General features: G+C 67.0%; 22 protein-coding genes, 2 tRNA genes and 1 pseudogene. 8 read left to right on the top strand and 17 right to left on the bottom strand.

All coding sequences use genetic code 11. From position 1 onward, the window contains the following. Positions 1-88 precede the first annotated feature (88 nt). Positions 89-688 (top strand): TetR/AcrR family transcriptional regulator, encoded by a 600-nt coding sequence (locus tag AC3RKB_RS05090; protein ID WP_491434901.1) that lies wholly within the window; start codon positions 89-91, stop codon positions 686-688. 54 nt (positions 689-742) lie between these two features. On the opposite strand, the gene AC3RKB_RS05085 is transcribed toward AC3RKB_RS05090, so the two are convergent. Then, positions 743-1,816 (bottom strand): LacI family DNA-binding transcriptional regulator, encoded by a 1,074-nt coding sequence (locus tag AC3RKB_RS05085; protein ID WP_491434900.1) that lies wholly within the window; start codon positions 1,814-1,816, stop codon positions 743-745. A 188-nt stretch (positions 1,817-2,004) separates the two neighbouring features. Here AC3RKB_RS05085 and AC3RKB_RS05080 point away from each other — a divergent pair, with 188 nt between their 5' ends. From AC3RKB_RS05080 to AC3RKB_RS05065, 4 genes are all read left to right on the top strand, one after another. After that, positions 2,005-2,982 (top strand): glycosyl hydrolase family 32, encoded by a 978-nt coding sequence (locus AC3RKB_RS05080; RefSeq protein ID WP_491434899.1) that lies wholly within the window; start codon positions 2,005-2,007, stop codon positions 2,980-2,982. Continuing rightward, positions 2,979-4,415 (top strand): sugar ABC transporter substrate-binding protein, encoded by a 1,437-nt coding sequence (locus AC3RKB_RS05075; RefSeq protein WP_491434898.1) that lies wholly within the window; start codon positions 2,979-2,981, stop codon positions 4,413-4,415. Before AC3RKB_RS05080 ends, AC3RKB_RS05075 begins: the two co-directional genes overlap by 4 nt. A 151-nt stretch (positions 4,416-4,566) precedes the next feature. Then, positions 4,567-5,436, top strand: a complete 870-nt coding sequence (locus AC3RKB_RS05070) for a carbohydrate ABC transporter permease (protein ID WP_491434897.1) — start codon at positions 4,567-4,569, stop codon at positions 5,434-5,436. Next, positions 5,433-6,284, top strand: coding sequence for a carbohydrate ABC transporter permease (locus AC3RKB_RS05065; protein ID WP_491434896.1), 852 nt, complete (start codon positions 5,433-5,435; stop codon positions 6,282-6,284). Before AC3RKB_RS05070 ends, AC3RKB_RS05065 begins: the two co-directional genes overlap by 4 nt. A gap of 637 nt (positions 6,285-6,921) precedes the next feature. Here AC3RKB_RS05065 and AC3RKB_RS05060 read toward each other — a convergent pair. The 8 genes and pseudogenes from AC3RKB_RS05060 to AC3RKB_RS05025 all read right to left on the bottom strand — a co-directional run bounded on the left by AC3RKB_RS05060 (position 6,922) and on the right by AC3RKB_RS05025 (position 11,312). Then, positions 6,922-7,230, bottom strand: a complete 309-nt coding sequence (locus tag AC3RKB_RS05060; protein ID WP_491436837.1) for a hypothetical protein — start codon at positions 7,228-7,230, stop codon at positions 6,922-6,924. 63 nt (positions 7,231-7,293) lie between these two features. Beyond that, positions 7,294-7,425 (bottom strand): annotated as a pseudogene (locus AC3RKB_RS05055) (DUF2510 domain-containing protein); the annotation flags it as partial. Positions 7,426-7,508: 83 nt separating this feature from the next. Continuing rightward, the gene (locus AC3RKB_RS05050) at positions 7,509-7,811 is read right to left on the bottom strand and encodes a hypothetical protein (RefSeq protein WP_491434894.1); all 303 of its coding nucleotides are present in this window, start codon (positions 7,809-7,811) and stop codon (positions 7,509-7,511) included. Between the two features lie 41 nt (positions 7,812-7,852). Continuing rightward, complete coding sequence (locus AC3RKB_RS05045) at positions 7,853-9,055, bottom strand: hypothetical protein (RefSeq protein ID WP_491434893.1); 1,203 nt, start codon at positions 9,053-9,055, stop codon at positions 7,853-7,855. 116 nt (positions 9,056-9,171) lie between these two features. After that, the gene (locus AC3RKB_RS05040) at positions 9,172-9,795 is read right to left on the bottom strand and encodes a hypothetical protein (protein WP_491434891.1); all 624 of its coding nucleotides are present in this window, start codon (positions 9,793-9,795) and stop codon (positions 9,172-9,174) included. Positions 9,796-9,901: 106 nt separating this feature from the next. Next, a complete protein-coding gene (locus tag AC3RKB_RS05035; RefSeq protein ID WP_491434890.1) occupies positions 9,902-10,459 on the bottom strand; it encodes a hypothetical protein in 558 nt (185 codons plus the stop codon). A 59-nt stretch (positions 10,460-10,518) separates the two neighbouring features. Beyond that, positions 10,519-10,962 (bottom strand): SRPBCC family protein, encoded by a 444-nt coding sequence (locus AC3RKB_RS05030; RefSeq protein WP_491434889.1) that lies wholly within the window; start codon positions 10,960-10,962, stop codon positions 10,519-10,521. Positions 10,963-11,240: 278 nt separating this feature from the next. Beyond that, positions 11,241-11,312: transfer RNA gene (locus tag AC3RKB_RS05025), tRNA-Gly, on the bottom strand. 468 nt (positions 11,313-11,780) lie between these two features. Here AC3RKB_RS05025 and AC3RKB_RS05020 point away from each other — a divergent pair. Next, a complete protein-coding gene (locus tag AC3RKB_RS05020; RefSeq protein ID WP_491434887.1) occupies positions 11,781-12,422 on the top strand; it encodes a response regulator in 642 nt (213 codons plus the stop codon). 298 nt (positions 12,423-12,720) lie between these two features. Here AC3RKB_RS05020 and AC3RKB_RS05015 read toward each other — a convergent pair whose 3' ends face one another. The 5 genes from AC3RKB_RS05015 to AC3RKB_RS04995 form a co-directional block, all read right to left on the bottom strand. Beyond that, the gene (locus AC3RKB_RS05015) at positions 12,721-14,073 is read right to left on the bottom strand and encodes a dipeptidase (protein WP_491434886.1); all 1,353 of its coding nucleotides are present in this window, start codon (positions 14,071-14,073) and stop codon (positions 12,721-12,723) included. Positions 14,074-14,075: 2 nt separating this feature from the next. Then, positions 14,076-14,522 carry a hypothetical protein gene (locus AC3RKB_RS05010; RefSeq protein ID WP_491434884.1) on the bottom strand — a complete coding sequence of 149 codons (447 nt, stop codon included), beginning with the start codon at positions 14,520-14,522 and terminating at the stop codon, positions 14,076-14,078. Then, positions 14,519-15,997 (bottom strand): glutamate/gamma-aminobutyrate antiporter GadC, encoded by a 1,479-nt coding sequence (gene gadC, locus AC3RKB_RS05005; protein WP_491436755.1) that lies wholly within the window; start codon positions 15,995-15,997, stop codon positions 14,519-14,521. The genes AC3RKB_RS05010 and gadC overlap by 4 nt, the downstream gene beginning before the upstream one ends. A gap of 157 nt (positions 15,998-16,154) precedes the next feature. Next, complete coding sequence (locus tag AC3RKB_RS05000) at positions 16,155-17,576, bottom strand: threonine/serine exporter family protein (RefSeq protein WP_491434882.1); 1,422 nt, start codon at positions 17,574-17,576, stop codon at positions 16,155-16,157. Continuing rightward, positions 17,576-18,712 (bottom strand): M24 family metallopeptidase, encoded by a 1,137-nt coding sequence (locus AC3RKB_RS04995; protein WP_491434881.1) that lies wholly within the window; start codon positions 18,710-18,712, stop codon positions 17,576-17,578. Before AC3RKB_RS04995 ends, AC3RKB_RS05000 begins: the two co-directional genes overlap by 1 nt. Before the next feature lie 340 nt (positions 18,713-19,052). On the opposite strand from AC3RKB_RS04995, the gene AC3RKB_RS04990 reads away from it, so the two are divergent. Beyond that, a complete protein-coding gene (locus AC3RKB_RS04990) occupies positions 19,053-20,327 on the top strand; it encodes an APC family permease (RefSeq protein WP_491434880.1) in 1,275 nt (424 codons plus the stop codon). Between the two features lie 228 nt (positions 20,328-20,555). Further along, the gene (locus AC3RKB_RS04985; RefSeq protein ID WP_491434879.1) at positions 20,556-21,698 is read left to right on the top strand and encodes a peptidoglycan-binding domain-containing protein; all 1,143 of its coding nucleotides are present in this window, start codon (positions 20,556-20,558) and stop codon (positions 21,696-21,698) included. Positions 21,699-22,488: 790 nt separating this feature from the next. Here the strand turns inward: AC3RKB_RS04985 and AC3RKB_RS04980 are convergent. The 3 genes from AC3RKB_RS04980 to menD all read right to left on the bottom strand — a co-directional run bounded on the left by AC3RKB_RS04980 (position 22,489) and on the right by menD (position 25,213). Further along, positions 22,489-22,562, bottom strand: a tRNA-Gly gene (locus tag AC3RKB_RS04980). A 52-nt stretch (positions 22,563-22,614) separates the two neighbouring features. Beyond that, positions 22,615-23,397: an SDR family NAD(P)-dependent oxidoreductase gene (locus tag AC3RKB_RS04975; RefSeq protein ID WP_491434877.1), complete on the bottom strand. Its 783-nt coding sequence runs from the start codon at positions 23,395-23,397 to the stop codon at positions 22,615-22,617. A 106-nt stretch (positions 23,398-23,503) separates the two neighbouring features. Further along, positions 23,504-25,213, bottom strand: coding sequence for a 2-succinyl-5-enolpyruvyl-6-hydroxy-3-cyclohexene-1-carboxylic-acid synthase (menD, locus tag AC3RKB_RS04970; RefSeq protein WP_491434876.1), 1,710 nt, complete (start codon positions 25,211-25,213; stop codon positions 23,504-23,506). Positions 25,214-25,400: the final 187 nt, after the last annotated feature.

Genomic DNA, 25,400 nt, shown 5'->3' with positions numbered 1-25,400 from the left:
GTGGGATGATGAGGAATCATCCGACTCCGGTCGGTAGTGACTATACTCATAACTGAGCGCACTCAACAAATATTCCGGAGGGAAGGTCATGCCGTCAGCGCCCGAAGTGATCGGCCGGCGTGAGCGCAACAAGCAGGAGAAGCTGCAGCGCATCGTCGCTGCGGCCGGCGACTTGTTCGCGGAGCGCGGCATAGATGAGGTCACGACGCAGGAGATCGCCGACCGGGCCGATGTGGGGGCCGGGACACTGTTCCTCTACGCCAAGTCCAAGGCCGAGCTGCTCCTGCTGGTGCAGAACGACAGCTACGAGCGGGCTCTGGAGCGAGGTCGTGCCGACGCGGAGACGATGACCGACGCCCAGGACGCCCTGCTGGCGATCATCCGGCCGATCGTGGAGTGCAACCGGACGCGCGTCGACAATGGACGCACGTACCTACGGGAGATCGTGTTCGGCGACGCCGATGAACCCCATCACCGGGATGCGATCGCGATCACCCAGCGGACCGAGGAGGCGATCGCCGAGGTGGTGAGACGAGTTCGCCGCGTGAGCGATTCCGAGGCCGCCACGCTCGCCCGGGTCGTGTCAGCCGTGATGTTCGTCAGCATGGCGGGGAGCCCGAGCCTGACCCTCACCGTCGATGAGGTCGTCGAGGAGATCAGGCGTCAGATCGCGGTTCTGCTCCCCTGATCCCGCCCATTTTGCGCCTGGGGGAGTACTGCTCAGCGCGGGCTCCGAGGGGACTCACCTCGTCCAGTCGGGCTCGCTGCTCGTGTCGAAGTCGGCGGCGACTCGTGCGGCGTGCCTGACGGAGTCGCGGACCCGGATCGGCATGGGCACGAGGCGCTCTCCGTGCTCGCCCTCGCCGTCCAGCACGAGTTGCACGGCGAGGGCGCCCATCTCCTCGAACGGGGCGGCCGCGGTGGTCAGCATCGGCTCGAGGTAGACGGCGATGTCATCGTCATCGAAGCCGATGACGGACACGTCGCGGCCCGGCGAGAGATGCGCCTCCGACAGCGCGCGGTAGGCGCCGAACGCGAGTCGGTCGTTCAGGCAGATGATGGCGTGCGGCTGCACGCCGGCAGCGAGGAGGTCGCGGACGGCGGCGTATCCGTTCCTGACCGACCAGGGCTGACATGGGACCTGGGCGATGGGCTGGATCCCGTGCTCGTTCAGCGAGTCCCAGATACCGTCGAGTCGCCGACGGACCGCCACCGTGAGCCACTCGTCGGCCGGTTGGTCGAGTGAGCGACCGATGATGACGACGTTGCCGGTGTTCCCGGCATCGAGGAGCAGGCCGACGATGTCCCTCGCGCCGGCGTACTCATCGGCCAGCACCGCGTTCCGCCCGTCGTCCGAGACGGCGTTGAGCATGACGACCGGCGTGCTGCCGACGTGTTCGGGAACCCGCAGGCTCTGCGGGCGCGTCGCGGCATAGATGATCCCGTCGACCTGGCGGTCGATGAGGGCATCGACCGCCTCATCGACGGCGTCGGCCTCGCCCTCCGTCTCCGCGATGAACAGCACGTGGTTCTGCCGCTTCGCTTCCCGAAGGGCACCACGGATGAGGCCGCTGGCGAGTCGGTCGGTGGTGACCTGCTCCGAGATGAAGCCGATCACCCGTGACTTCTGCGTACTGAGGGCGCGCGCGGTGAGGTTCGGTCGATATCCGAGCTGATCCGCGGCGGCGCGAACCCGGGCCGCCGCGTCTGCAGACAGCCGGGTGCCCTGTCGGTCGTTGAGCACCAGCGACACCGCGGTCGGCGACACACCGGCGAGCTTGGCCACGTCGGCCATGGTGACTCGTCGCTGGGCCACGTGTCCTCCATTCGGCTGTCGAAGGCAATGCTATCTCCGATTCTGCTAAACCGCTTGACTTGCCGTGCTAAACCGCCTAACTTAACTAGTCAAGCGGTTTAGCAACCGGCTGGAAGCTTCAACGAAGAGGGAACCATGGGTATCGACGAACTCCGGATGGCGCGCGACGAGCGGACGGGCGGCCGACCGTGCTGAACGTCGACGGTGCGTGGGTCTGGGACTTCTGGCTCGCCGACGATGGCGAGCGGTTCCACATCTACTTCCTGCACGCGCCGACCTCGCTGGAACGTGAAGAGCGTCGGCACCGGTTCGCGCGCATCGGGCACGCCGTGTCGACCGACCTGGTCGAGTGGGACGTCCGGGAATCCCCGTTCGATGTGGGGCTGCCCGGTTCGTTCGACCAGACCGCGACGTGGACCGGGTGCGTGGTTCGAGGTGACGACGGCCTGTGGCGGATGTTCTACACCGGTTCGGAGTTCCTCGGCGACGAGCCCCTGATGGCGAACATCGAGACCGTCGGCGTTGCCACCTCAGCCGATCTCATCCACTGGCAGAAGCAGCCGGGGCCCGTCGTGGCCGCCGATGCGCGCTGGTACGAGACCTGGGGCACGTCGGGCTGGAAGGAGGAGGCCTGGCGCGACCCATGGGTGTTCCGCGACCCGAAGGGAACGGGATGGCACATGCTCGTCACCGCCCGCGCCAACCACGGTGCGCTCGACGATCGCGGGGTGATCGGGCACGCGTTCTCACCAGACCTGCTCCGGTGGGAGGTCCGCCCCCCTCTCACGGCTCCGGGCTCGGGCTTCGCGCATCTGGAGGTTCCGCAGGTCACCCAGGTCGGCGGGCGATGGGTGCTGCTGTTCTCCGCGACGCGCGACGCGCTGTCAGGTGCGCACGCGGACCGGGTCGCCGATGCGGGCACCTGGGCAGTGGTGTTGGACGATCCCACCAGCCCGTTCGACGTGACCGCGGCCCAGCCGCTGACCACAACGGAGCTGTACTCGGGGCGGCTGGTCGAAGACCGTCAAGGCCGGCCCGCGTTCCTCGCATTCCGGAACGCGGATGCGGGTCACCCGTTCGTCGGAGGCATCACCGATCCGATGCCCTTCACCTTCGACGCGTCGGGCCTGCCGGGCGTCGCGACCTCACCTGCGGGCCGGCGATGATGCGGCCCAACTCAGACACCTCCGGTTCGCTGCAGGCGCGCCCGGAGCCGCACCAACCCCCGCCTGCCGCACGTATCCAGAGTCGGGTACAACACCAGAGGAGAATCATGAGAATCACACGTATCGCACGTCGCGGTGCGCTCGCCGCCCTCGCGGTGGCCGCCACCGTGTTCTCCGTCACGGCATGCGCGCCCGGAGGGGGCGACGCTGAGGCCGGCGACGGCACCGGCGAGATCAATGTCTGGGCTTCGCAGGGGCAGGACTCCGAGAATGCCGCGCTGCAGGCCGCCGTCGACGGGTTCAACGAATCGCAGTCGGAGGTCACCGCCAACCTGCGGCTCATCGCATCCGACACGTACACCACGACCGTCACCAGCACCCCGAAGGACCAACTGCCGGATGTGCTGATGATCGACGGGCCCACCCTCGCCAGCTACGTCTACAACGGAAAGCTGGCCCCTATCAGCGACTTCGTCTCGCAGGACACCATCGACAACGCCACCGACGGGTCCATCGCGGAGGGCACTTCTGGCGGAGAGCTGTACGCGCTGGCGCAGTTCGACTCGGCGATGGGCCTGTACGGGAACAAGGCGATGCTCGACGCCGCCGGGGTCACCTACCCCACCTCGATCGACACCGCATGGACCGCGGAGGAGTTCGCGGCTGCGCTCGAGACGCTCGCCGAGGCGAGCCCGTCGGGAAAGTCGCTCGACCTGAACGAGGCGGGGCTCGCGGGCGAATGGGGCACCTACGCCTTCGCCCCGTTCGTCTGGTCGGCCGGCGGAAACCTGTTGGTCGACAACACGGCAGCCGGTGCGATTGACTCCGACGAAAGCGTCGAGGCGCTGACGGAGGTGGCGAACTGGAAGCCGTTCGTGGACTCCAACGCCGACTTCAAGGCATTCCCGGACGGACGGGTCGCCCTCGGGATCGGCGGCCACTGGAACTACCCGGTCTACAGCGAAGCGCTCGGCGACAACCTGGTCGTCATGCCGCTCCCCGACTTCGGGAATGGTCCGAAGGCGGGCGCGGGGTCGCTCACCTGGGGAATCGGCTCCGGCACCAAGAACGGCGCCGCTGCCGGGGCGTTCCTGGACTTCCTGCTGAACGACGAGAACGTCACGGCCATGATCGAAGCGAACGGCGCCCCCGCGGCGACGAAGTCCGTGTTCGAAGCCGAGGCGCTGTACAGCGAAGGCGGCGGACTGGCGCTGTGGGGCGAGCAGCTCGCCAACGCGTGCGCCTCCGACGCCATCACGGACTCCTGCATCGCCGTCTACCGGCCGGTGACCGCCGGGTATCCGACCGTCACGTCGCAATTCTCCAGCGCGCTCTCCGCGATCTGGGGCGGCGCCGACCCGGCGAAGTCGCTGAACGACGCGGCCGCCTCGATCGACCAGGACTTCACCGACAACGACGGCTACCAGCCCTGATCCGCGTGTGGGCGCCCGGCCTCGGGCGCCCACACCGACCAGCAGAAAGGCGACTCTCATGGCCAGCCCCGTATCAACGCCGATACGCGCCGCAGCGATCGATGCACGCACGCCGCGTCGCCGTTTGCGTGACACCCGTGACGGCGTTCTCATGTCCCTGCCGGCGATCCTCGGCCTCATCGCCTTCGTCGCCGTTCCCTTCATCGCGGCCGTCGTGCTGTCGCTGTACAACGTGCAGGCCGACATGGCCCGACCTCCCCGGTTCTGGGGACTCACCCACTACATCCGCCTGTTCACCGACCCAGTACTCTCCGGGACATTCCTACGATCGTTGCTGAACAACTTCGTCTTCGCCGTCGTCGTCATCCCGGTACAGACGACCCTCGCACTGCTCCTCGCCGTGCTGCTGAACCGCAAGCTGAAGGGCGTCCGGTTCTTCCGCACGTTCTTCTTCATGCCCGTCGTCTTCCCCATGGCACTCGTCGCGGTGATCTGGCGCCTCATCCTCGACCGCAGCGACAGCGGCCTCCTGAACGCCTCGGTCAGCTTCGTCACGGGCGGGCTCGTGCCGGCCCAGGACTGGCTCGGGTCGTCCGCGACCGCACTCGGATCGGTCATCCTGCTCTCGATCTGGCAGGGTGTCGGATTCCAGATGGTGATCATCCTCGCCGCGCTGCAGGAGATCCCGGAAGAGCGGTACGAAGCGGCGCGACTGGACCGGGCGAACGCATGGCAGCAATTCCGCCACGTGACCGTCCCCGGCATCCGGAACACCCTGATCTTCGTCACCCTGCTGACCACGATCCTCGCGTTCCGGGTCTACGACCAGGTGTACATCCTGATTCGAACCGCCGGCGCCAACGAGGAAGCGACGCAGACGCTGCTGTACACCGCGACCAACGCGATCTTCAGCGAGAACAACCTCGGACGGGCATCGGCGATCTCCGTCGTGCTCTTCCTCATCATCGTCGGCATCACCCTGATCCAACGAGCAGTGCTGCGCCAGAGGAGCGAAGGATGAGCACCACCCACCGCAGCCGCCGCACCGGCGCCGCGATCCGCGACTACGCGATCATGGTCGTCGCAGGCCTGCTGATGTTCGCCCCGATCTACTACCTGCTCATCGGCAGCCTGAAGCCGACGTCGCAAGTGCTCGACGGATTCGCCGGGTTCCTCCCGATCAATCTGTCACTGGACAACTACGCGAAGGTGTTCGAGTCCCTCGACTCGGATGCGACCGGGTACTTCTGGCAGTTCATGTTCAACTCGATCGCGATCTCGGTGGTCGTCGTCGGTGGCGGACTGATCGTGAACTCGCTCGCCGGATACGCCTTCGCCCGGCTGGAATGGGTCGGACGGGACAAGGCGTTCATCCTCATCATCCTGCTCGTGATCGTGCCCTTCGAGTCCGTCGCAATCCCGTTGATGTCGTTGATGCAAGGTCAGCGAGACACCTTGCTGGTGCAGATGATCCCGTTCATCGCCAACGCGTTCTCGGTGTTCCTCTTCTACACGTTCTTCCTCAATGTCCCCAAGAGCGTGGAGGAGGCGGCGCGGCTCGACGGACTCGGCGCGTGGGGCACCTTCTTCCGCGTCGTGGTGCCGAACGCGAAGCCGGTATTCGCGACCGTCGCGATCCTGACGTTCCTGAGCTCATGGGGCCAGTTCCTGTGGCCCTCGCTCGTGACGGCGGACCCAGCGGTACGGCCGCTGCCGCTCGAGATGGGCGTCTTCTCGGACCGCGAGCCGCCGGACTGGGGACAGATCTTCGCGTTCGGAACGCTGCTGGTGCTGCCGGTGCTGGTCATCTTTCTCATCTTCCAGCGGTACTTCGTCCAGAGCGTCGCGGGATCGGCTGTGAAGGGCTGACCTGTCACCTGCACCGGCCAAGAGTGATGGCCGGTGCAGGTTGTCCGCGGCCGAGGGTTCACCGCTGCGTGCGTAACCGCCGCGGGATACGTGCGATCGCGCCTGCCTCGGGGCCCAGATGAGTCCCTCTGAGACCCGTGAGTTTGAGAACAAAGTGACGATTAAGTGACCACTAGAGGCGATTCGCGATCGATATCGCAGCCGATTCTCGCGGGAAAACCCCTGATCAGAGCCGATGACGGGAATCGAACCCGCGCTGTCTGCTTGGGAAGCAGAAGTTATCCAGTAGTGATTCACTCGACTTCACTCGGGCTCACGAGCCCCGCAATCACAGGCGAGTGTGAACTCGAGTGAATCAACGTGATCTCGATTTTGTGACTATTAAGTGACTACGAGCTCCGTCCTACCTGCGGGGAATGCGCGCGAGCCGAGTCGGCTCCGGCGGTCGACCATGGGGTCTCTCATTGCACGCTTCACCATAATGGCGACCCCGATAGGTGCACCATTCGCGTAGCGAGCCGATCGTCGAGGGGGTGGCCGAACGGATAGTGCCGTTGCAGTTGGGACCCTCTTCATCGGGCACTCCACCGCATCGGCCATACGAGAACCGCAGACCGTCCGTACTTCGGCGGACCGGTCAGACGTTCGTGAGAACGACCGCCGCTGCGATCCCGACTATGCCGAGCACCGCGGGCGCCAGGAAGAGGCTGATCCCGCCGATCAGCCCGGTGAGAGCTGAAGTGCGCCCCTGGCCTTCGACCTGCCGCGCGCGACTGAGTCCGATCGCGCCGAACACTACCGCCAGAACGATGAGCACCAGCCCGGGAAGAGCTCCGGCCCACACCAGGATGACGCCGAGGGTCTGCATCTCGTTGCTGGGGACGAAGGTCAGAGCGACCGGGAGGATCCAGAAGAGCAGGACCACGCCCAATGCCCAGAAGAACATTGTCCGAGCGCGCTCGGCGAAGGGATTCGCTCGCTGGTCGGCGAGCGGTTTGGGTCGGAATGCATCGTCTGACCAGTGGGTGCCGTCCCACCACCGAAGTAGGTCCGGTGCTTCCGGGTCTTCGTACCAACCTGGGCGTGCAGCGTGGGCGATCCGCTCAGTCAACCTTCGAGTCCTCTCGATCCTGATGACCATATCGGCGAGCCGACATGCATGCCGAGGACGTTTCCTTCCAACCGCGCCCGATCTCGATGAGGGATCCCTCAATGACGACGCCCTCAGACGGGATCGAGCACGCTAACGCGATGACGAACGGATTGCAGCTTGCCAATCGGCACGAAAGCGACTCGTGCCATTGGCCACTCGCCGTTGACGCGGTGGACAAGGACCCGCTGGAGCGCGGCAATCATGTTGAGGTCGACCCATCCGAGGAACTGACCTGGTCCGACGCCAAGAACCCAGCCGAAGAGCAACCAAGCGATGAAGCCGACCGGGATGACAATCCATAGAAGCAGGCCTCGAACGACCAGCAGCGCGAATACGCTGATGCCTCCGACCGCTGGGGATGCCGCCTCCTTCATGCCTCGACCCTATGTCCGATCTCGATCCCTCATTGCGCAGGTCAGTCGCGGACGTTGCGTCGCGGAAACGGCTCGCCGTGTGGCCAGTCCGGGGGAAGTTCGAAGAAGACATGGGGCGAGATCGCCGGACCGGTGCGCGCCAGCCCGTCGGGACCGGGCAGTGCAAGCTTCCAGACCGGTAGCGGATCAATGCCCTGCGCCGGGTATGGATGAGGCCAGAACGTCGGGCTATAGTGCGCGACCCTCGCGTAATGCATGCCCTCCGCGAGCAGCACTCCCGCAACGTGCGTGTGGGCCGATCGACCCGGCCAGCCCCAGTACCCGGGCTCCGTCAAGATCGGGACAGTTTCGGCGACGGGATCAGCGGAGTCGAATCTCCAGCCGACTGTCCCGTACAGAGCCTGCTCGGTATCGAGATCATCATGAAATCCGCTCCCTACGTTCACGGCGAGCACCAGCGGATGTGCGAGCTCACCATATTTCGCGCCTTTCTCAGCGAGAGCGCCACGCAAGCTGCCGATGTCATCGATGAACTCGGCGCCGGCGGGTATGAACACCCCAAGAGGACGCTCAGCCCGCACGTCGCGAACATTCGCGCGGCGGGGAACGGGATGAAACCGCAGGTGCCAGTCGCCGTCCACCCACTCGTACTGTCGAGACGGGTCGTCATCGGCGAAGGAATCGTCGCCCGCGTCGGGGTCGAGCTGCTTCAGCCAGTCTTGTAACCGTCCGCGCAGGGATCGCGTCGATGGTGAGCTCTGCCCGATGCGCACTGTCGTTACGGCAAGGTGGAAGGCACCGCTGTCGATCGTGTCGAGTGATGCGTAGACGTCCTGCAGCCGTGCCGCCGCGGCGCGATCATTCGCCTGGAACGTGCAACGCGCCTCGACAAAGTAGCTCTCGCTTTCCTTGGAAACTAGGAAGTCCGGACGGGTACTCACTCCGGGCAGCGTGGGTTCAACCTCAATCGACCAGCCGTCCCGGCGGTACATCTCGTGAAGGTACAGCTCCCAGAACGCTGAATTGAATACCCGATCGTCATCCGACCGCAGGCGCGCGCGCAATCCAACTTGATCCGACTCCGGATAACGGCTCAGCCATGCATCGATCAGAGCCCGGGACTGGTCCCAGAAGGGGCCCGCGACGCGGTCAAGAAATCGAAAAGACGATTCGTCGTGCCTAGACGGACTCGCATCTGATCGAGCGCTGCTGGCGAACAGGCTCGAGTTCGATTCAGGACTCATGCTGCCAGCCTGTCACCGCTTGGGCGGCCGTCCCTCAATAAGATCAGCGCGTCCTTGACCGCCCGCACGCCGGCCACCGGGCGGCGCGCGGACGATCCCTCTGCGGGCGCGAGAGGTCAGGACATGAATTCGGGCCGCACCTCGGCGACCCCGTCCAGCTCGGCTTGCAGCTGAAGGAAGAGGTGCTCGCCCTGCTCTCGCCAGCCTCCAGGAACTGGGTCGTCCGTGTGGCGCGTCAGCCACCTCTCGTTCCAGTCGTACAGGGCTTGGCTGAGCTCTGGGGTGAGCGCCAGGTCGTGGCCGGTGAGCCGATAGTCGTCGGTGAAGTCCTCCCACAGCGGCCACCCACTCACCCACTCGGGGAACATCCGGATGACGCGCAAGCCGTTCGGAAGTACCGTCGGCATTCCTCGCCGATCCTTGTCGAGCAGATACCGGTCCTGCATCTGGCGCCGCCGCTGCCACTCGCGAGCCGAGCTCGGCGGGTCGTTGTAATCCATCCCTGACAACCAGATCAAGCCGCGCAACCCACGTGAGTCGTTCTCGACAAGTGCAAGAGACCATAAGTGCTCATCTCCGTTGGACAGCGCCAACGCTGACTCCAGCGCCTGCTCGATCGTCGCCTCGAGGAGGTCGAAGGTCGTTGTCGCGTTGTCAGCGCCCTTGAAGACATAGATCCGATAGCGAGCATCATCGCGCTCCCACGTCGAGTCCCGTTCATCTACATAGAAGCCGCGCATCCCATCAATTTAGGTCCCGGCTCACATTTCGGGCGAAGCGCCCGTGGGCCGATGGCTCGCGGAAGTGGGTTGGCATCCGTGGCCGATTCGGAGCGAGCTCGCGCATTCACCCGTCGAACACCTCGGCGCTGGCGAACGCCGCGTCCTCGGGGAGCAGCTCGACGAGTGCTGACGGGCAGTCATCGAAGATGGCCCGGTCGACGGAGGGCAGGGACATGGGCTGGAACTGAGCCTTGATCCCGTAGCACGTGAATACCGTGCTCGGACCCCGGTACTTCAGACCCTCGTCGGTCGCGACATCGGGTCGTGGACCCGAGGCGATGAATACAGAAAGCTCGACATCGGTATCGGTCGTGGTCGTCTCATAGAGGACCACTCCGCCCATGCGGAGGTCCAGGCCCGCGGCGTCTTCGGACCCGTCCCAACGCTGGCCGTCGATCGCGTCCAAGTAGGCGGCCGGCTCGTTGTCCTCGACGTCCGGCCGGAAGAGGCTCCACGACAAGGGGTCTTCGAAGGACGCGATCTCCCGCGCCAGCACACCGTCGATCCCACTGTCAAAGCCGTGGTACTCCGTGCGACAGCCGGTGAGGACAAGAACCAGAGCGGCCATCACGAGGACCGCTCGTCGCCGTGCTCCCGGTGCCCTTGTCACATCTGCCAGCATCTCATCGCCGTCGACCCGCGAGCACGACCCCTCACTGTCTGCAGAGGGATCGGCGGTGATCAGTCGGTTGCCGCGATGTGAGCGTTGCGCTTCTCGATGAGGCGGCGCAGGTAGGGGCCGATCACTAATTCCGCGATCGTGCCGAGCGGTCCGAGTGGCGCGTCGAACTTCACGCGATCGATCATGAGCGTGCCGGACCCGTCCGGTCGGAACTCGTGCTCGTGCCGGAACGAGCGAAACGGGCCGCGCACCTGCTCGTCGACGAAGTGCCCCGGTTCCGTCATCGCGGTGATGCGGCTGGTCATTCGGATCGGCACCCCGAAATGCCACGCCCGCCAGGTGACCTCTTCGCCTTCGCTGATCAGACCGGCGGTGACACCGGCGATCGCGCGCTCGCGCGAATCGGACATGGACGCCATGTGAAGGTCGATGCTCCGAGAGCGGTCGAATGCCGCCTGCACGCCGGCGGGCACGTGCGTCCGGCACTCGAACTCGACGGTCACACTGATCAGTGTCCCACCGCGAGCGAGTCGATGAGTCGAGGCGCATGACCGTCGGTCGGCGGGCGCTGAGGCGGAGGGTCCGCTCGAATTTGTGACTATTAAGTGACTACGAGAGTGATTCTGCAATCGAGAGTCGCGGCTCCGCGCTAGTCGAAATCCCTGATCAGCCCTGCGAACCTATCGAAGTGCATCCGCGTGGACTGTTTCCGTGCGTAATGCGGGATTGCCTGCCTGCTGGGCGAGCATAGAAAGTGCCGCTGATCAGGCAATTTACGAAGAGCCGATGACGGGAATCGAACCCGCGCTGTCTGCTTGGGAAGCAGAAGTTATCCAGTAGTGATTCACTCGGCTTCACTCAGTCTCACGAGCCCCGGAATCACGGGGAAGTGTGAACTCGAGTGAACCAAGGTGATCGCGATTTTGTGACCATTAAGTGACTACGAGCTCCGTCCGGTCTGCTGGCGATGCGCTCGGGATGTGTTCGCTCCCGCGGTCGGACTCGGGTCCCTCGCCCCACGGTTCTCCATACCGACGGCATCGATCAGCCCGTCAGTGAAGGACCGACCCACCGGTCGGCGGGTATACGCGCTCACGACGCGCTCACGACGCCTTGCCGCGAGGCGTGCGGTCTCAGCAATTCGCGGGTCATAACCCTCAAGATGTTCGCCCGTGGGTGTTAGCATCACGCCACGCCGATCCGGGGGAGATCCGTTGAAGCTGCGGGAACGATCGAATGCCCGCCAGCCGTCACTGCTGGTGGCCGTGGACGAAACGCTCGCGCGTGCGCGTGAATGGATGGTCGAGGCGGGCGGTCCGGAATGATCCGCGTCTTCATCGTCGATGACCACGAGATCATCCGATTCGGCATCGCGCAGTTGCTCGCCCTGGAGTCGGACATAGAGGTGGTGGGTGAAGCCGCGACGGTCGCAGAGGCCCTCGCCACGATCGATCCGGCCGAACCAGACGTCGCCATCCTCGATGTCCGGCTGCCTGATGGCAGTGGGCTCGAGCTGTGTCGGAGCCTGAGATCGTCCAGCCCCGGGGTTGCCTGTCTCATTCTCACGGCGTACGACGACAACGACACGGCGGTCGCCGCCGTACTCGCGGGTGCTTCCGCGTACCGTTTGAAGGGCACGCGTGGGAGCGGCATTGTCAGCGACATCCGGGCTCTCGCGGCGGGCAGGTCGGTGATTTCTCCAGCTGTGGCTGCGCTGGCGTTGCGTCGCGCACCGGCAGTGGACTTGGACGACCCGCGGTACGGTGCGCTGATCGAACGCGAACGGCAGGTCCTCGAAGGGATCGCGCGAGGGTTGTCGAACCAGCAGATCGGCGATGAGCTCGGGATCACGGAGAAGACCGTGAAGAACTATGTGTCCGGGCTGCTGACGAAGCTTGGCATGCGGCGTCGCACCCAAGCCGCCGTGTACCAGCTTCAGCGAGAGTCAAGGCGGGTGAGCTGACCCGCCACCTTCAGGATGAGGCGGCGAACTTCTCGAAGTGGAGCGTCTGCGCCACGATCATCCGTTCGATCTCGCTCGCACTGATGAAAGCCGGGACTGCGGCGTCGCACTCAAGCAGCCATGTACCACCTCGCGCGGCAGTCGAAGACGGCGAGCCGAGCCGTTGGAACCGCACCAGAGTAGCGAAGACGCGCGCGTGCAGGAAGCGGGCGCTTTCGTGACCATTCGGCAGACGGACGCCACGGTTGTGCGCACGTGAGAGGGATGCTGCGACATCCGCCCTCACGCCGACTCGCAGTCAGTCGGGCGCCGCGCGGTACCCGCGGAGGAACAGCGCCTCGCTGAGGGCGAGTCGCTCGATCTCGGTCGGGTCCACGCTCTCATTGGGTGCGTGGATGAGGGCAAGCGGTTCCTCCACCCCCATGAGAATGATCTCCGCGCCCGGGTAGGTGTCGGCGAACACGTTGCACAGCGGGATCGACCCGCCCTGGCCGAGCGTCGTCATGGGCACGCCGTACGACTCGAGCATCGCGGCGGCCATGGCGCGGTAGGCGGGCCCGTCAGTGTCCGCCGAGAACGGGGATCCGACTGCCTCGGTCTCGACCTCGACGTGCACGCCCCAGGGTGCAGCTGCGCGCAGGTGCGCTTCAAACGCCGCGTGCGCGTCATCCGCTTCGATTCCCGGTGGGATCCGGAGGTTCAGCCGAGCAGCGGCGCGCGGCACGATCGCCGCGGTGGAGCCGAGCACCGGCGGGCAGTCGATGCCGAGCACCGTCACGGCGGGTCGTGCCCAGAGCATGTCCGAGACGGTCCCATCGCCGAGGAGCGCGACGTCCTCGAGCACCCCGGCGTCGGACCGGAACTGTTCCGGCGGGTACGGCGCACCCTCCCATCGCCGGGAGGCGTCGAGGCCGGTGATCGTCGTGTTGCCGTCTGCATCCCGCAGCGACGCGAGGATTGCGATGAGCGCCGCGAGGGCGTCGGGCGCGGGCCCGCCGAACATGCCGGAGTGCACCTCCGAAACCATGGACTCGACCCCGACGACGACGTTCACCATGCCGCGAAGGGTCACCGTGGCGGCGGGACGCCCGACTGCGGCGTTGCCCGTGTCGCACACGAGGATCGCGTCGGCCCGCAGCAGGTCGGGGTTCGCGGCGACGAACGCCTCGAGTCCGCCGGTGCCCTGCTCCTCAGAGCCCTCGACGACGAGTTTCAAATTCACCGGGATGTCGTCCCCGAGTGCCCGCAGGGCGAGCAGGTGCATCAGGATGTTGCCCTTGCAGTCGGCCGCACCGCGGCCGTACCAGCGCCCTCCGACCTCGGTGAGCTCGAACGGCGGAGTGCGCCATGCCGAGTCATCGAGCGGCGGCTGCACGTCGTAGTGCGCGTAGAGCAGCACGGTCGGTGCATCCGGGTCGGGGCAGGCACGCGAGCCGACGACGGCCTTGCTGCCATCGGGTGTCGTCTCCAGCCGGGCATCGGTGAAGCCCAGCTCGGCGAACCGGTCGCGCACCCACAGCGCCGCCCGCTCGCACTCCTCGGGCGGGAACTGGCGCGGGTCCGCGACCGACCGGATCGCGACGAGTTCGGCGAGCTCGGACCGCCCGGTCGCGGCCATGAGTTCGCCGACCCGTGAACGAAGGTCGCCCACGATCAGTTCTCCGTGTCCGTGAGCTCCAGCCCGTCGATGAACTGCTGGTATTCCTCGAGCTCATCGGGGCAGTAGGTCTGGATGATGAGGACCCCTGCTTCGACGAGCCGGTCCTCGGCGAGGATCGGACGTTGGCCCGGACCGCCGGCGCCGTTCGCGAGCCGATCGAGCAGGGCCGCCCTGCTGAGGGCCGAATTCGGGTCCGCGCACACCACGCCGCCGTCGTCGCCAAGGACGCCGGCGATCTGCTGTGCCGTGAGCGTGACGTCCACGCCGGCGTCCTCGAGGGACGTGATCAGCTCCTCGGCCTTGTCGACCCCGCGTGCCTCCTCGCGGGCCGCGAGGAAGGTGAACACCGCGATCGCGCCGAGGGCGACCAGCACGACCACGGTGATGATGTAGATGATCGATCGCTCGCGCGTCGGCTGCGTCTCCATCTGGGTGCTCATGATCCCGACACCTCCGCTTCCGTCTGCGCCGCCGCATCGGGCTGCTTCCACGACGGCTTCCGGAGCCGGTAGAACAGCCATGGAACGAGCAGCCCGAGGCCGAGCGCGCCGCCTGCGACGATCACGAAGTAGACCAGGGGGTTGCCCTCACTGAACTGCGACGGCGGGATGAACCCGACCAGCAGCGCCGCGAGCGAGGCGGTGAAGCCGACGACGCACATGGTGACGAGCAGCGGCGCGCGGAAGCCGCGCGGATGGTCCGGGTGGGTGCGCCGCAGGCGCACCGCCGCGACGAACATCAGCAGGTACATGATCAGGTACACCTGCGTGGTGATCACCGAGAAGATCCAGTACGCGCTCGAGACCTGGGGGATGAGCGCGTACCCGAGCGCGATGATCGTGGTGATGATGCCCTGGGTCACGAGCAGGTTCTGCTGCACGCCGTTCTTGTTCAGCTTCTGCAGGAACGGCGGAAGATAGCCCTCCTGACGGGAGATCAGCAGCAGGCCCTTCGACGGCCCGGCCAGCCACGTCAGCATGCCGCCGAGCGATGCGGCCACCAGCGCGATGCCGATGATCGGCGTGAGCCACTGCGAGTCGAACACCGCGAGCACCGCGTCGAATGCCTGCATCACGCCGGCGGTGAGGGAGAGCTGCTCGGCCGGGACGATCCAGCTGATCGCCAACGCCGGCAGGATGAAGATGAGGAGGACGAGGCCCATGGCGAGGAAGATCGCCTTCGGGAACTCCTTCCCGGGGTTCTTCAGCGACGACACGTGCACCGCGTTCATCTCCATGCCGCTGTACGACAGGAAGTTGTTCACGATGAGCACGAGGCTCGCGAGGCCGGCCCACTGCGGGAGCAGGTTCTCGGCCGTCATCGGCGCCGCCGACTCGTTGCCCTGGCCGAGGAAGACGGCCCCGAGCAGCACGAGCAGGGCACCGGGGATGAGGGTGCCGATGATCAGGCCCCAGCTGGCGAGGCCGGCCACGCCCTTGGTCCCGCGCGACGAGATGAACACGCCGGACCAGTAGCAGACCACGATCACGAGCGCCGTCCAGACGCCGCTGCTCGCCAGGGCGGGATTGATCACGTAGGCGAGGGTCGACGCGACGAATCCGAGCAGGGTCGGGTAGTAGAAGATCGTCATCGCGAACTGGCACCACACCGCGAGGAAGCCCATCGGCTTCGAGATGCCCGTGGCGACCCAGTTGTAGACGCCGCCCTTCCATCCCGAGGCGAGCTCCGCCGAGACCAGCGATGTCGGGAGCAGGAAGACGATCGCGGGCACGACGTAGAGGAAGATGCACGCGAGCCCGTATACCGCCATCGTCGGCGACGGCCGCAGGCTCGCCACTGAGGCGGTCGTCATCAGTGCGAGCGCGATCCACGAGATGTACGTGACCGCCGGAGCCCGGGTGCGGGCCATGCGCGCGGCGTCGGCGCGTCCGGCCGCGGCATCCGCGGCGCTCATCGCTCGCACCGCCCGAGCTTCGCGGTGCATCCGGCCGATGTCGCGCCAGCGCAATGGAAGGTCGTGCCCGACTGCGTGATCATGATCGCCCCCTCGATGCCGGCTCACGTGCCGGATGGGGGCACGCTATCGCCGGGCGGTCGCCCGGCCTTGGGACTTAAGGCCGTTCACCAACCCGGCCCCGTCGAGCATCCGACGCCGCAGCACCGGCGATCCCGCCACCCGGGTCCGAGTCCCGCGGTCCACGCCGGCGCGCACCCCAGATCGACTTCGGGGTACCCGGCATGATGCGCGCCCACAGGGGCGGCGCCACTTCCTCGGTCAGTGCCGCCGGGAGGTCGATGTGGAACGCGGCGATCTCCGCGGCGCCGCGGTGCACCACACGGTACAGCGCGGTGCCGATGAGCACTCCGAGCGCGATCGATATCACCGACGTCAGCGCGGTGGCGAAGTCCTGGAAGCCCTCGCTCGTGCCGACCGCCTCGGTGAGGCCCGCGAGACCGGCAGCCCCGGGCACGAGGAGCCAGAACCCGGGGAGGAAGGTCAGCTGCGACGGCACCCCATGGCGGAGGCTCGCGATCCAAAGCACGACGGGGGTCATCGCGAGGGCGCCGACGAAGCCGCTCACCGTCGAGCCGATGAGCACCTGGCCGAGCTGCTGGCCCCCGTACGCCACGAACAGCACCAGCAGCACCCACCCGAATGTCGAGGACGGGGCTGAGAAGTGCAGGTGGTTGCCGACCGCGAAGAGCAGCACGCCGCCGATCGCGGTCCACCACGGGAACGGATCGGATCCGCCGAGCGAGAGGTAGGTCGAGCTCTCCACCCCCACCAACGTCCCCGCCGCGATGATGCCGAACGTGAGCAGCGCGAGCTGGACGAGGCCGAGGACCAGCCGCGATGCGCCGGCGACCATCTCTCCGGCGGCGAGCTCGACGGTGCCCGTCGTGAGCGCTCCGCCGGGGAGGAACGTCGCGAGCGGGGCGATGAGCAACCTGATGGGATCGCCGATTTCGACGTACGGCGCGATGAGGAACACCGCGAGCGCGCACGCGAACGCCGCGAAGACGGGGAACACCAGTTGCAGCGTCCGGGATCGCACGAGCTTCGCGAGGCCGATGAACGCGCCGAGCACGAATGCGACGAGCGCCCCCTGCCAGGTGGGCGTCAGCAGGAGCGCCAGACCCGTCACGAGGAGCGCGTGCCCGAACGTGCGCACGAACCAGCCGTACCGCGGTCGCATCGCTCCGATCTCGTTCAGCCGCCCGATGCCCTCGAGCGGCTGGATCTCGGCCCGCTTCGCCTGCTCCACCAGCGTGTAGAGCGCCGCGATCTGGTCGAACCGGAAGGAAGGGGTGAGCATGGAGCGCAGCGCGACCCTGCCTTCCTCTGCGGTTCCGGTCTGCACGAAGATCGCCGTCGGAAGCACCAGGATGTCGGTGTCTGGGCGACCGTACGCGCGCGAGACGGCCAGCATCCGGTCGCGGATCCCGTCGACCGTCTCGGAGGCCGCGTTCAGCGCCTCCGCGAGTCCGAGAAGGAATCGGCGGAGCACCGCACGGTCGCTGACCTCGGCCACTACTCGACGATCGCCATCTCGCGGGGCGTCCGGTTGAACCGGCGGCCGCCCTCGGCCGTCACCGTGACGATGTCCTCGATCCGGACACCGAACCTTCCCGGAAGGTAGATGCCCGGCTCGATCGAGAAGCACATGCCGGGTCGCATGGGCTGTCGTTCCCCCTCGACCATGTAGGGCGGTTCATGCGTGGTCAGCCCGATCCCGTGACCGACGCGGTGGATGAAGTACTCCCCGTAGCCGGCTTCGGTGATCACGGCGCGTGCGGCTCGGTCGACCTCCTGGCACTCGACGCCGGGACGGACCGCTTCGAATCCCGCCTGCTGGGCTCGGCACACGATCTCGTGCACCTCTCGCTCCTCGTCGGTGGGCTCGCCGACGTGGACCGTCCGCGTCGTGTCCGATCCGTAGCCGTGCATGAGACCGCCGAAGTCGAGCACCACCATGTCGCCGTGCTCGATCAGCCGTTCACCCATCTCGTGATGCGGGTTCGCCCCATTGGGACCCGAGCCGACCACGGTGAAGTCGACCTGCGAGTGCCCGAAGCGGCGGAGCAGGCTCGCCAGGTCGTTGCCGACATCGGTCTCGCTCCGGCCGGCGAAGCGGACCTTGAGGATCTCGCCGTACGCCGCGTCGGCTGCTGCGCCGGCCGCGGCCAGCCTGTCGAGTTCGTCGTCGTCCTTGATCGCCCGCAGCATCGGGAGCGCGGTCGTCATCGACACGTACGACGTGTCGGGCAGCCGGCCCTGCAATCCGAGCAGGTGCATCGCCCATGCCGAGTCCGACAGTGCGTAGCGGCCCGGGCCGATGAGCTGCGCGGTGGCCGCGTAGGGGTCGCTTCCGTCGGGCCAGTCGGCCAGCCGGAACACGGCCGCGCCGGGCGTCTCCTCAGCGTCGGGTCGTTCGAGCCGCGGAACGATCATCGTCGGCTCCCCGTCGACGGGGACGACCAGCATGGTGATGCGTTCCGTGATGGCGACCGGGGCGTACCCGGTGAGATAGAGGAGGTCGGGCCCGGGGGTGAGCAGCAGTCCGGACAGTCCCGCGGATTCCGCGGACCGCGCGGCCCGCTCGAGTCTCGCCGCATAGTCCGCGGCGGTGAACGGCGCAAGTTCGGATCGTGCCGCTGGAACGGTCATCGCTGCCTCCTCCGCGTGCGTTCTCGGCGCGGGTGCTCGATACGCCCGCTCCCGGGCACGTCGATCAGCTTCCGACGACGCGCCGAAGCATGCCGAATCGAGGACGAGCCGGCACGGGACTGAAGGCAGCAGTCTGGTCGATCGCGTTCGCAGATCGTGGGACGAAAGGCCCGAGGTCCGCCGTGTGCCGGCAGGCGGGACTTTCGTCGAGTCTGCTGAAGCGGACATCCGCTTGAATATCGGCCGATGGCCGCCTCGCCCTCGACGTTGTGGGCGCAGTGGTCTCCACCATCGGGCGAGAGCGGGGATGCGGATGTCGCAGGCGAAGTCGGCGAAACGGATGACGGTGACCCAGGCGACGTTCATCGGCGTCGGCTCGATGGTCGGTGCGGGGATCTTCGCCCTGCTCGGCTCGGCGGGCGCCGTTGCCGGCGCTGCCGTGTGGTTGTCGTTCCTCATCGCGGGGATCATCGCCGCGCTGCAGGGGTACTCGTTCGCCAAGCTCGGTTCGACGTACCCGTCGGGCGGTGGCCTCCTCACGTACCTGTCGAAGGGGTTCGGTGAGGGTCACGTCACCGCGATCGGCGCCTGGCTGTTCTACACGGCGGGTTCGATCGTGACGGCGATGGTCGCCGCGTCGTTCGGCGGGTACGTGAGCACCGCCTTCACCGACGACGATCCGGTCTGGGCGACCGTCTTCGCCATCCTGCTCGTCGTGGTCATGACCGGGCTGAATGCCATCGGCTCGCAGGCCGTCGCCCGCGTGCAGTCCGTCATCGTCAAGATCGTGCTGGCCATCCTCGCGGTGTTCGCGGTCGTGACCATCGCGAACCTCGATCCGACGCTGCTCGCACCGGCGCGGTACCCGGGGTTCCAGCAGATCATCGCGAGCGTCGCGCTGACCTTCTTCGCATTCCTCGGCTTCGGCGTCATCACGTTCACGGCACGCGACCTCCCAGACCCCAAGCGACAGCTGCCCCGCGCGATGTACATCGCCATCGCCATCGCGACAACGATCTATGTCGCCGTCTCGCTCGGCGTCTTCGGCACCCTGACCGCCGACCAGGTCGTCGAGTACGGCGAGACGGCCATCGCGGAGGCCGCGAAGCCCGTACTCGGCGATCTCGGGTACTCGCTCATCGTGGTCACGGCCATCTTCTCCACGACGGGCGCCGTGAACGCGGGCCTCTACCCGTCCGTCGGCATGACGCAGCATCTCGCTGCAGTCGGGCTGTTCCCGTCCGCGTTCTCGCGCTCGCTCGGTCGAGTGCCGGTCGGCCTGCTGGTGATGGCGGCGCTCACCATCGTGCAACTGCTGCTGCTCGACCTCAACGCGATCGCATCACTGGGCAGCGCTGTCGCCTTGATCGTCTTCTCAGCGGTCACCATCGCGCACTTCCGCGTCTATCGCGAGACCGGCGCCAGTCTCATCGTGCTGACCATCGCGCTCATCACGACGGCGGTGACCTTCGTGGTGTTCTGCACGACCACGCTGGTCGAGCAGCCGCGAACCGCGATCGCCCTGCTGGTGATCATCGGGCTGGCGGTGGTGCTGGATCAGGTGTGGACGCGCGTGCGTCGGCGGCGTGAACAGCGTGGGTCTGACCGACGGTGAGGTCACGTGTCCGCGGGTCCTCCTCCGTCCGACGGCCGCGCGGCCTCGACCTGTGCCCGTACCGCGTCCCGCCCCCTTGCGCCGACGGTGGCGCACTCATCGTCGCGCCGACTTCGAGGGAGTGATCGGGACTCTGGTCCCGAGCCGCCGCCGACCCCGCTGCCACTATTGGCGGAACGCAACGGGCCGCGCACCGTGTCATGTGCGCCGCATGATCGGAGGATATACATGAAGACGGACGGCGCGCGGGTCTCCGCACTCCTCACGGCGGCCACCGGGTCGCTGCTCCTCGCCACGGCGTTGGCCGGATGCAGCGACGGAGCCGACGCGGTCGACCGCGCGCGAGTCCAGGTGACGGCGAAGGAGAAGGCGGTCGCCGAGGCGCAGGCGGAGTTCGATGCGGCATCCGCCGAATTCTGCGGTGCGAGCGAGGACTACATCCTCGCGCTCGACCGCTACGGGGACGTGCTGAGCAGCACGGCTCCGACCGTCGGGGACGTGAGTGCGGCGGGAGCCGACCTCACCGAGCCGCGCGATGAGGCCGTCGAGGGCGCCGAGGCCGCGGTCGAAGCGCAGCAGGACCTCGTGGTGGCGCAGCAGGAGCTCGCGGACGCGCAGGCCGAGCTCGCCGCGGCCGAGGCCGGACCCTCCGGCACGCCGTCGGCGCCCGTGTCGACCGCCCCGCCGACGAGCACGCCCCTGGCGCCGGCATCCACGGTCGATCGGGTGAAGGAGGTCGATGCCGAGTTCGAGGCGGCGCAGGAGGGCATCACCGAGCAGACGCCGCTGGCCGAGGCGTCCGAGCGGTTCAACAGCGCGGTCGTCGCGCTCGAGATGGCCTGGCTGCGGCTGTTCGTCGACGCAGGGTGCCTCACCGACGACCAGCAGGTGCAGGCTGAGGCTGCCGTCAGGGAGTACACGCTCGCGCTGCAGCAGGACCTCGCCACGGCGGGTTATTACACAGGCACCGTGGACGGGGTCACCGGGCCGATGACCGTCCAGGCGATCGAGGACCTGCAGGCGGCGAACGGGCTTCCGGCGACCGGCACGGTCGACAAGGCGACGGCCGCGGCCCTCCAGGCCGAGCTCGTGGCGCTCGGCGGTGCGGCCGCGCAGGACTCGCTGGCCTCGACGGCCGCGGTGCAGCAGACGCTGAAGCTCGCCGGCTTCTGGGATGGGCCGGTCGACGGGGTCTGGACCGACGCCCTGACCGAAGCCATGCAGGCGTTCCAGACCGAGTTGGGTGTCGAGCCGACCGGCACGGTGGATGCTGCGACGATCGCCGCGTTCGAGCGCGCCCTCGCCGAGGTGACCGCGCCGGACGCGTCGCCGAGCCCGGAGGCGACGCCGACGAGCACGCCGAGCCCCTGATCGTCGAGTACCGCGCCCCACCGCCTCCCGTGAGTTCAGTGGACGTCAGTCGACGCCCTCCGCCGCGTCGTACCCATCGGGGCCATCGCCCAGTCGAACGCGGAGGCGGCGCACCTCGTTCTCGAGTTCATCCACGTACGCGAGGAGATCCATCTCCGCGCGGAACGCACGCCGAGACAGCTCGGCGATATCTACGGCCGACGGGCTCGCGGGGGCTAACCGGCCCGCCCGTCGCTCATCGCCGCGGCCCGGTTCACCTGACGAATCGCCGACATCTTCGCTCGATGGACCGACATCCCCTGAAGCGTCCATGCTTCCCCTCGCTATCGCAGGCTCCTGCACTCGGAGGATACGAGCCGTGAGAAATGGAAGCGAGTCCTTTACTCAGGGGCCCAGTCGGACTAGGCGCTCCCGGTGATGGGCTGTGACGGCTGTGGCCGGCGCTGGTGCGCTGCCTCAACGTTCGATCGCTCGATCGTCCGCTGCCGGATAGGGCGTGCGACCGAACGTTCGAGCCGAGCTCGTCACACGGTCGGCGAACAAAGTGCTCGAGCCGGTTAGGTCGACGGTGTTGTCAGCTCCGCTGAGGCGAGGGTCCGCTCGATTCTGGGACTATCAGGTGACTACGAGCGCGATTTCGCGATCGAGAGTCGCAGCTCCGCAGCCGCCGAAATCCCTGAGCAGCGCGCGAACCTCTCGAGGTGCATCTGCGTGGACTGTTTCCGCGCGCAATGTGGGATTAGGCGCCTGCTGTTGGATCATAAACGAACGTCTGATCAGGCGGTTTTCGTGGAGCCGATGACGGGAATCGAACCCGCGCTGTCTGCTTGGGAAGCAGAAGTTCTACCATTGAACTACATCGGCGAAGCGACATCCGGTGACGCCGCGGTGACCATCGTAGCAAGTACCGCCCGCGTCACTGGTCGCCCCGAAGGCCGAGCGATCGGCCGCCATCCACCGCGAGCTCCTGACCGGTGATGAATCGCGCACGTGGGCTCGCGAGGAAGCCGACCGCTTCGGCGACATCCTCCTCACGGCCGACCTCGCCCATCACGTTCGTCTGCCTCAGGCGCTCCAGCTCGACCGATGACTGCCGGCCGCGAGGGACGATGCCGGGCGACACGACGTTGACCGTGACTCCGAACGGGCCGAGTTCGATCGCCGCGGACTTCATGTAGCCGGCGAGCCCCGCTTTCGCGGCCGCGTAGTCGGCGAAGCGTGCTTTTCCGGCGCTCGAGATGACCGAGCCGACGCTGATGATGCGACCTGAACGTTGTGCGGTCATCTTCTGCGCTGCGGCGCGGGTGCACAGGATGGCAGCCCGGAGGTTCACGGAGAGGATGTGGTCGACGACCTCGAGCGACTGATCCCAGACGGGAGCGTGTGCTCCGCGAGAGCTCCCGCCCGCGCAGTTGACGAGGATGTCGATGGTCGGGAGTGACGCGAAGAACCGCATCACGGCGTCGTCATCCTCGAGGTCGACGATCGCGGCCTGACCGAGTCCTCCGTGCGAACGGATCTCGCTCACGACCTCGTCCAGCTTCGCGCCCGACCGCCCCAGCACGTAGACCTCGGCACCGTTGAGCGCAAGGCGCAGGGAGATGGCCCGCCCGATGGCGCCACTCCCGCCGGTGACCACCGCCACCGTGCCGTCGAGTTCCCGAGGCTCGTCGACGTGAACGACATACTGTCGAGCCATCTCGACCTGCGGGGCCCGCAGCCCGACCCTCGTGAGGATCTGGGACGCCGATCTTCTCAGCCTGCTCATGGGTCTCCCGTCACTCGAGAACGAAGCACCTGCCGGGTCAACGCAAACCCAGTCGTCGCAAGACCCGGCCGCCGAAGCGTCGGATTCTCCAGGCGAGTCCGGGCTTGACTGCGCTGCCTGCCAGTCCCGCGTAGTACCCGTGCAACTGCGCGACGTCGGACACCTTGTCCGAGAACACCTCGAGCACCCTCGGCCCGTCGATGGTCGGCTCGGTGAGCCATGCGACGCCGTCGGCAGTCGATTCCGTCGTGCTCGCCTCGCGGTACTCGATGCCGATGGATTCCACCCATCCGCGCGCGCTCATCGAGTGCGCCGCACTGACGTGGCGGCCGGCAGTCGATCTCGAGTAGTCCCCCGGAAGCGGCATGTGCATCACGGCACCGCCTCCGTTGTTGAGGAGGAGGATCCGCAGGTTCCGGGGCAGGTCGCGGATCCCGAGTGAGTTCATGTCGTAGAAGAAGGTCAGATCGCCGATCATCACGAACGTGGGGGTCGCCGTTGTCGCCGCGTAGCCGATCGCCGTGGAGAGGCATCCGTCGATGCCGTTCACGCCGCGATTGCAGAACACGTCGATCGATTCGTCGACGGCCCACAGTTGGGCCATCCGTATCGGTGCGCTGTTGGCGATATGGAGCGAACTGCCCGCCGGAAGCGCTCGCATGAGGGCCCCGATCGCCGTGATCTCACTGTGAGCAGGGGCCGGCGACGGAATCGACTTCGCGATGGTGAGCAGTCGGCGAGCGTAGTCTCCACCCACCCGTTCGCCGTGGCGGGCCGCCACCATGCGCTCCAGGAACCGCTCCGGCGTGCACTGGAAGACATCCGACAGCGTGCGGAAGGGGTCCGCGATCGCGCCGTCGGGATGGACCCGCCAGGACTCGTGCTTCGACGTGCTCAGGAGGGATTTGAGTTCATCCTTGAACGAGATGTTGCCCTCGAACGAGATCACGACATCGGGCTTCACGTTCGGTTGCGTACGGGCCACGCGAAGGAATGCGGGCGGGTTGCCGATGCGCGTGTCCACGTGGAGATTGGCCAGATGGTCGGCGATGACCGCGGCATCGAACGTCTCCATGAACGAGCGGAGCGCAGCGATGGTCCGGTCGCTCGGGCGGGGCCCCTGCCCCCAGACGAGGAGCACGCGCTTTCGCGAGAGGCGCTCCGCCAGGGCGGTCCAGTCAGTCCCGTCGAGGTCGAGCCGATGCCGCACGATGACCCGGGCTTCGGGAAGTCGGGGCGTGCTGAACGAGACGCCGGCGTGGCCCTCGATGGGAACGTTGAGGTGCACCGGGCCGCCGCCGTCGGCGCGGGCGGCGATCAGCGCCTCGTTGATCACCCGGTTGCAATACCATCGGTCGCGATCGCCGGCGATCGGGCGGAGATCTCCGGCGAAGCGGACGAAGTTCGTGAACATCCCGGGCTGGTCGATCATCTGGTCTTCCAGCTGGCCGAGGTACTCCGGGAGACGGTCGGTGGTGATCACGACCAGTGGGAGGTTCTGGGCGGCGGCCTCGGTCACGGCGGAGCCGTAGTTGATCGCGGCCGTCCCGGAGGTGCAGATGACGGCGGCCGGTTCACTCGTCGCCTGGATGAGCCCCAACGCGAAGAACGCCGCCGACCGCTCGTCGACGACCGAATGGAGTGTGAAGTCGCTGACGCTCTCGAACGTGCGCGTGAACGCGTAGTGACGACTGCCCGGCGAGACGACGATGTTCCGGACGCCGTGTGCCTTGAGCAGCGCGGTCATCTCCAGTACGAGCGGATCACTCGCGTACGTGCATCGGCCCCACTTCAGTCCGGTTCGAAATCAGCGGCGTTCGCAATGAAGATGCAACGGGCGCCGCCCCCGCGAATTGTCGCTGAATCGCGCACCGAGTGCAGCGGCCTTGATCGCGGGGGTGGCAGCAGCGCCATCCGATTCGGCCCCATCGGTA

It is taken from the genome of Agromyces capsici (genome assembly GCF_058349965.1).
Note: the sequence above shows the minus strand (reverse complement) of the source record. Positions and strands in the feature narration are given on the sequence as shown.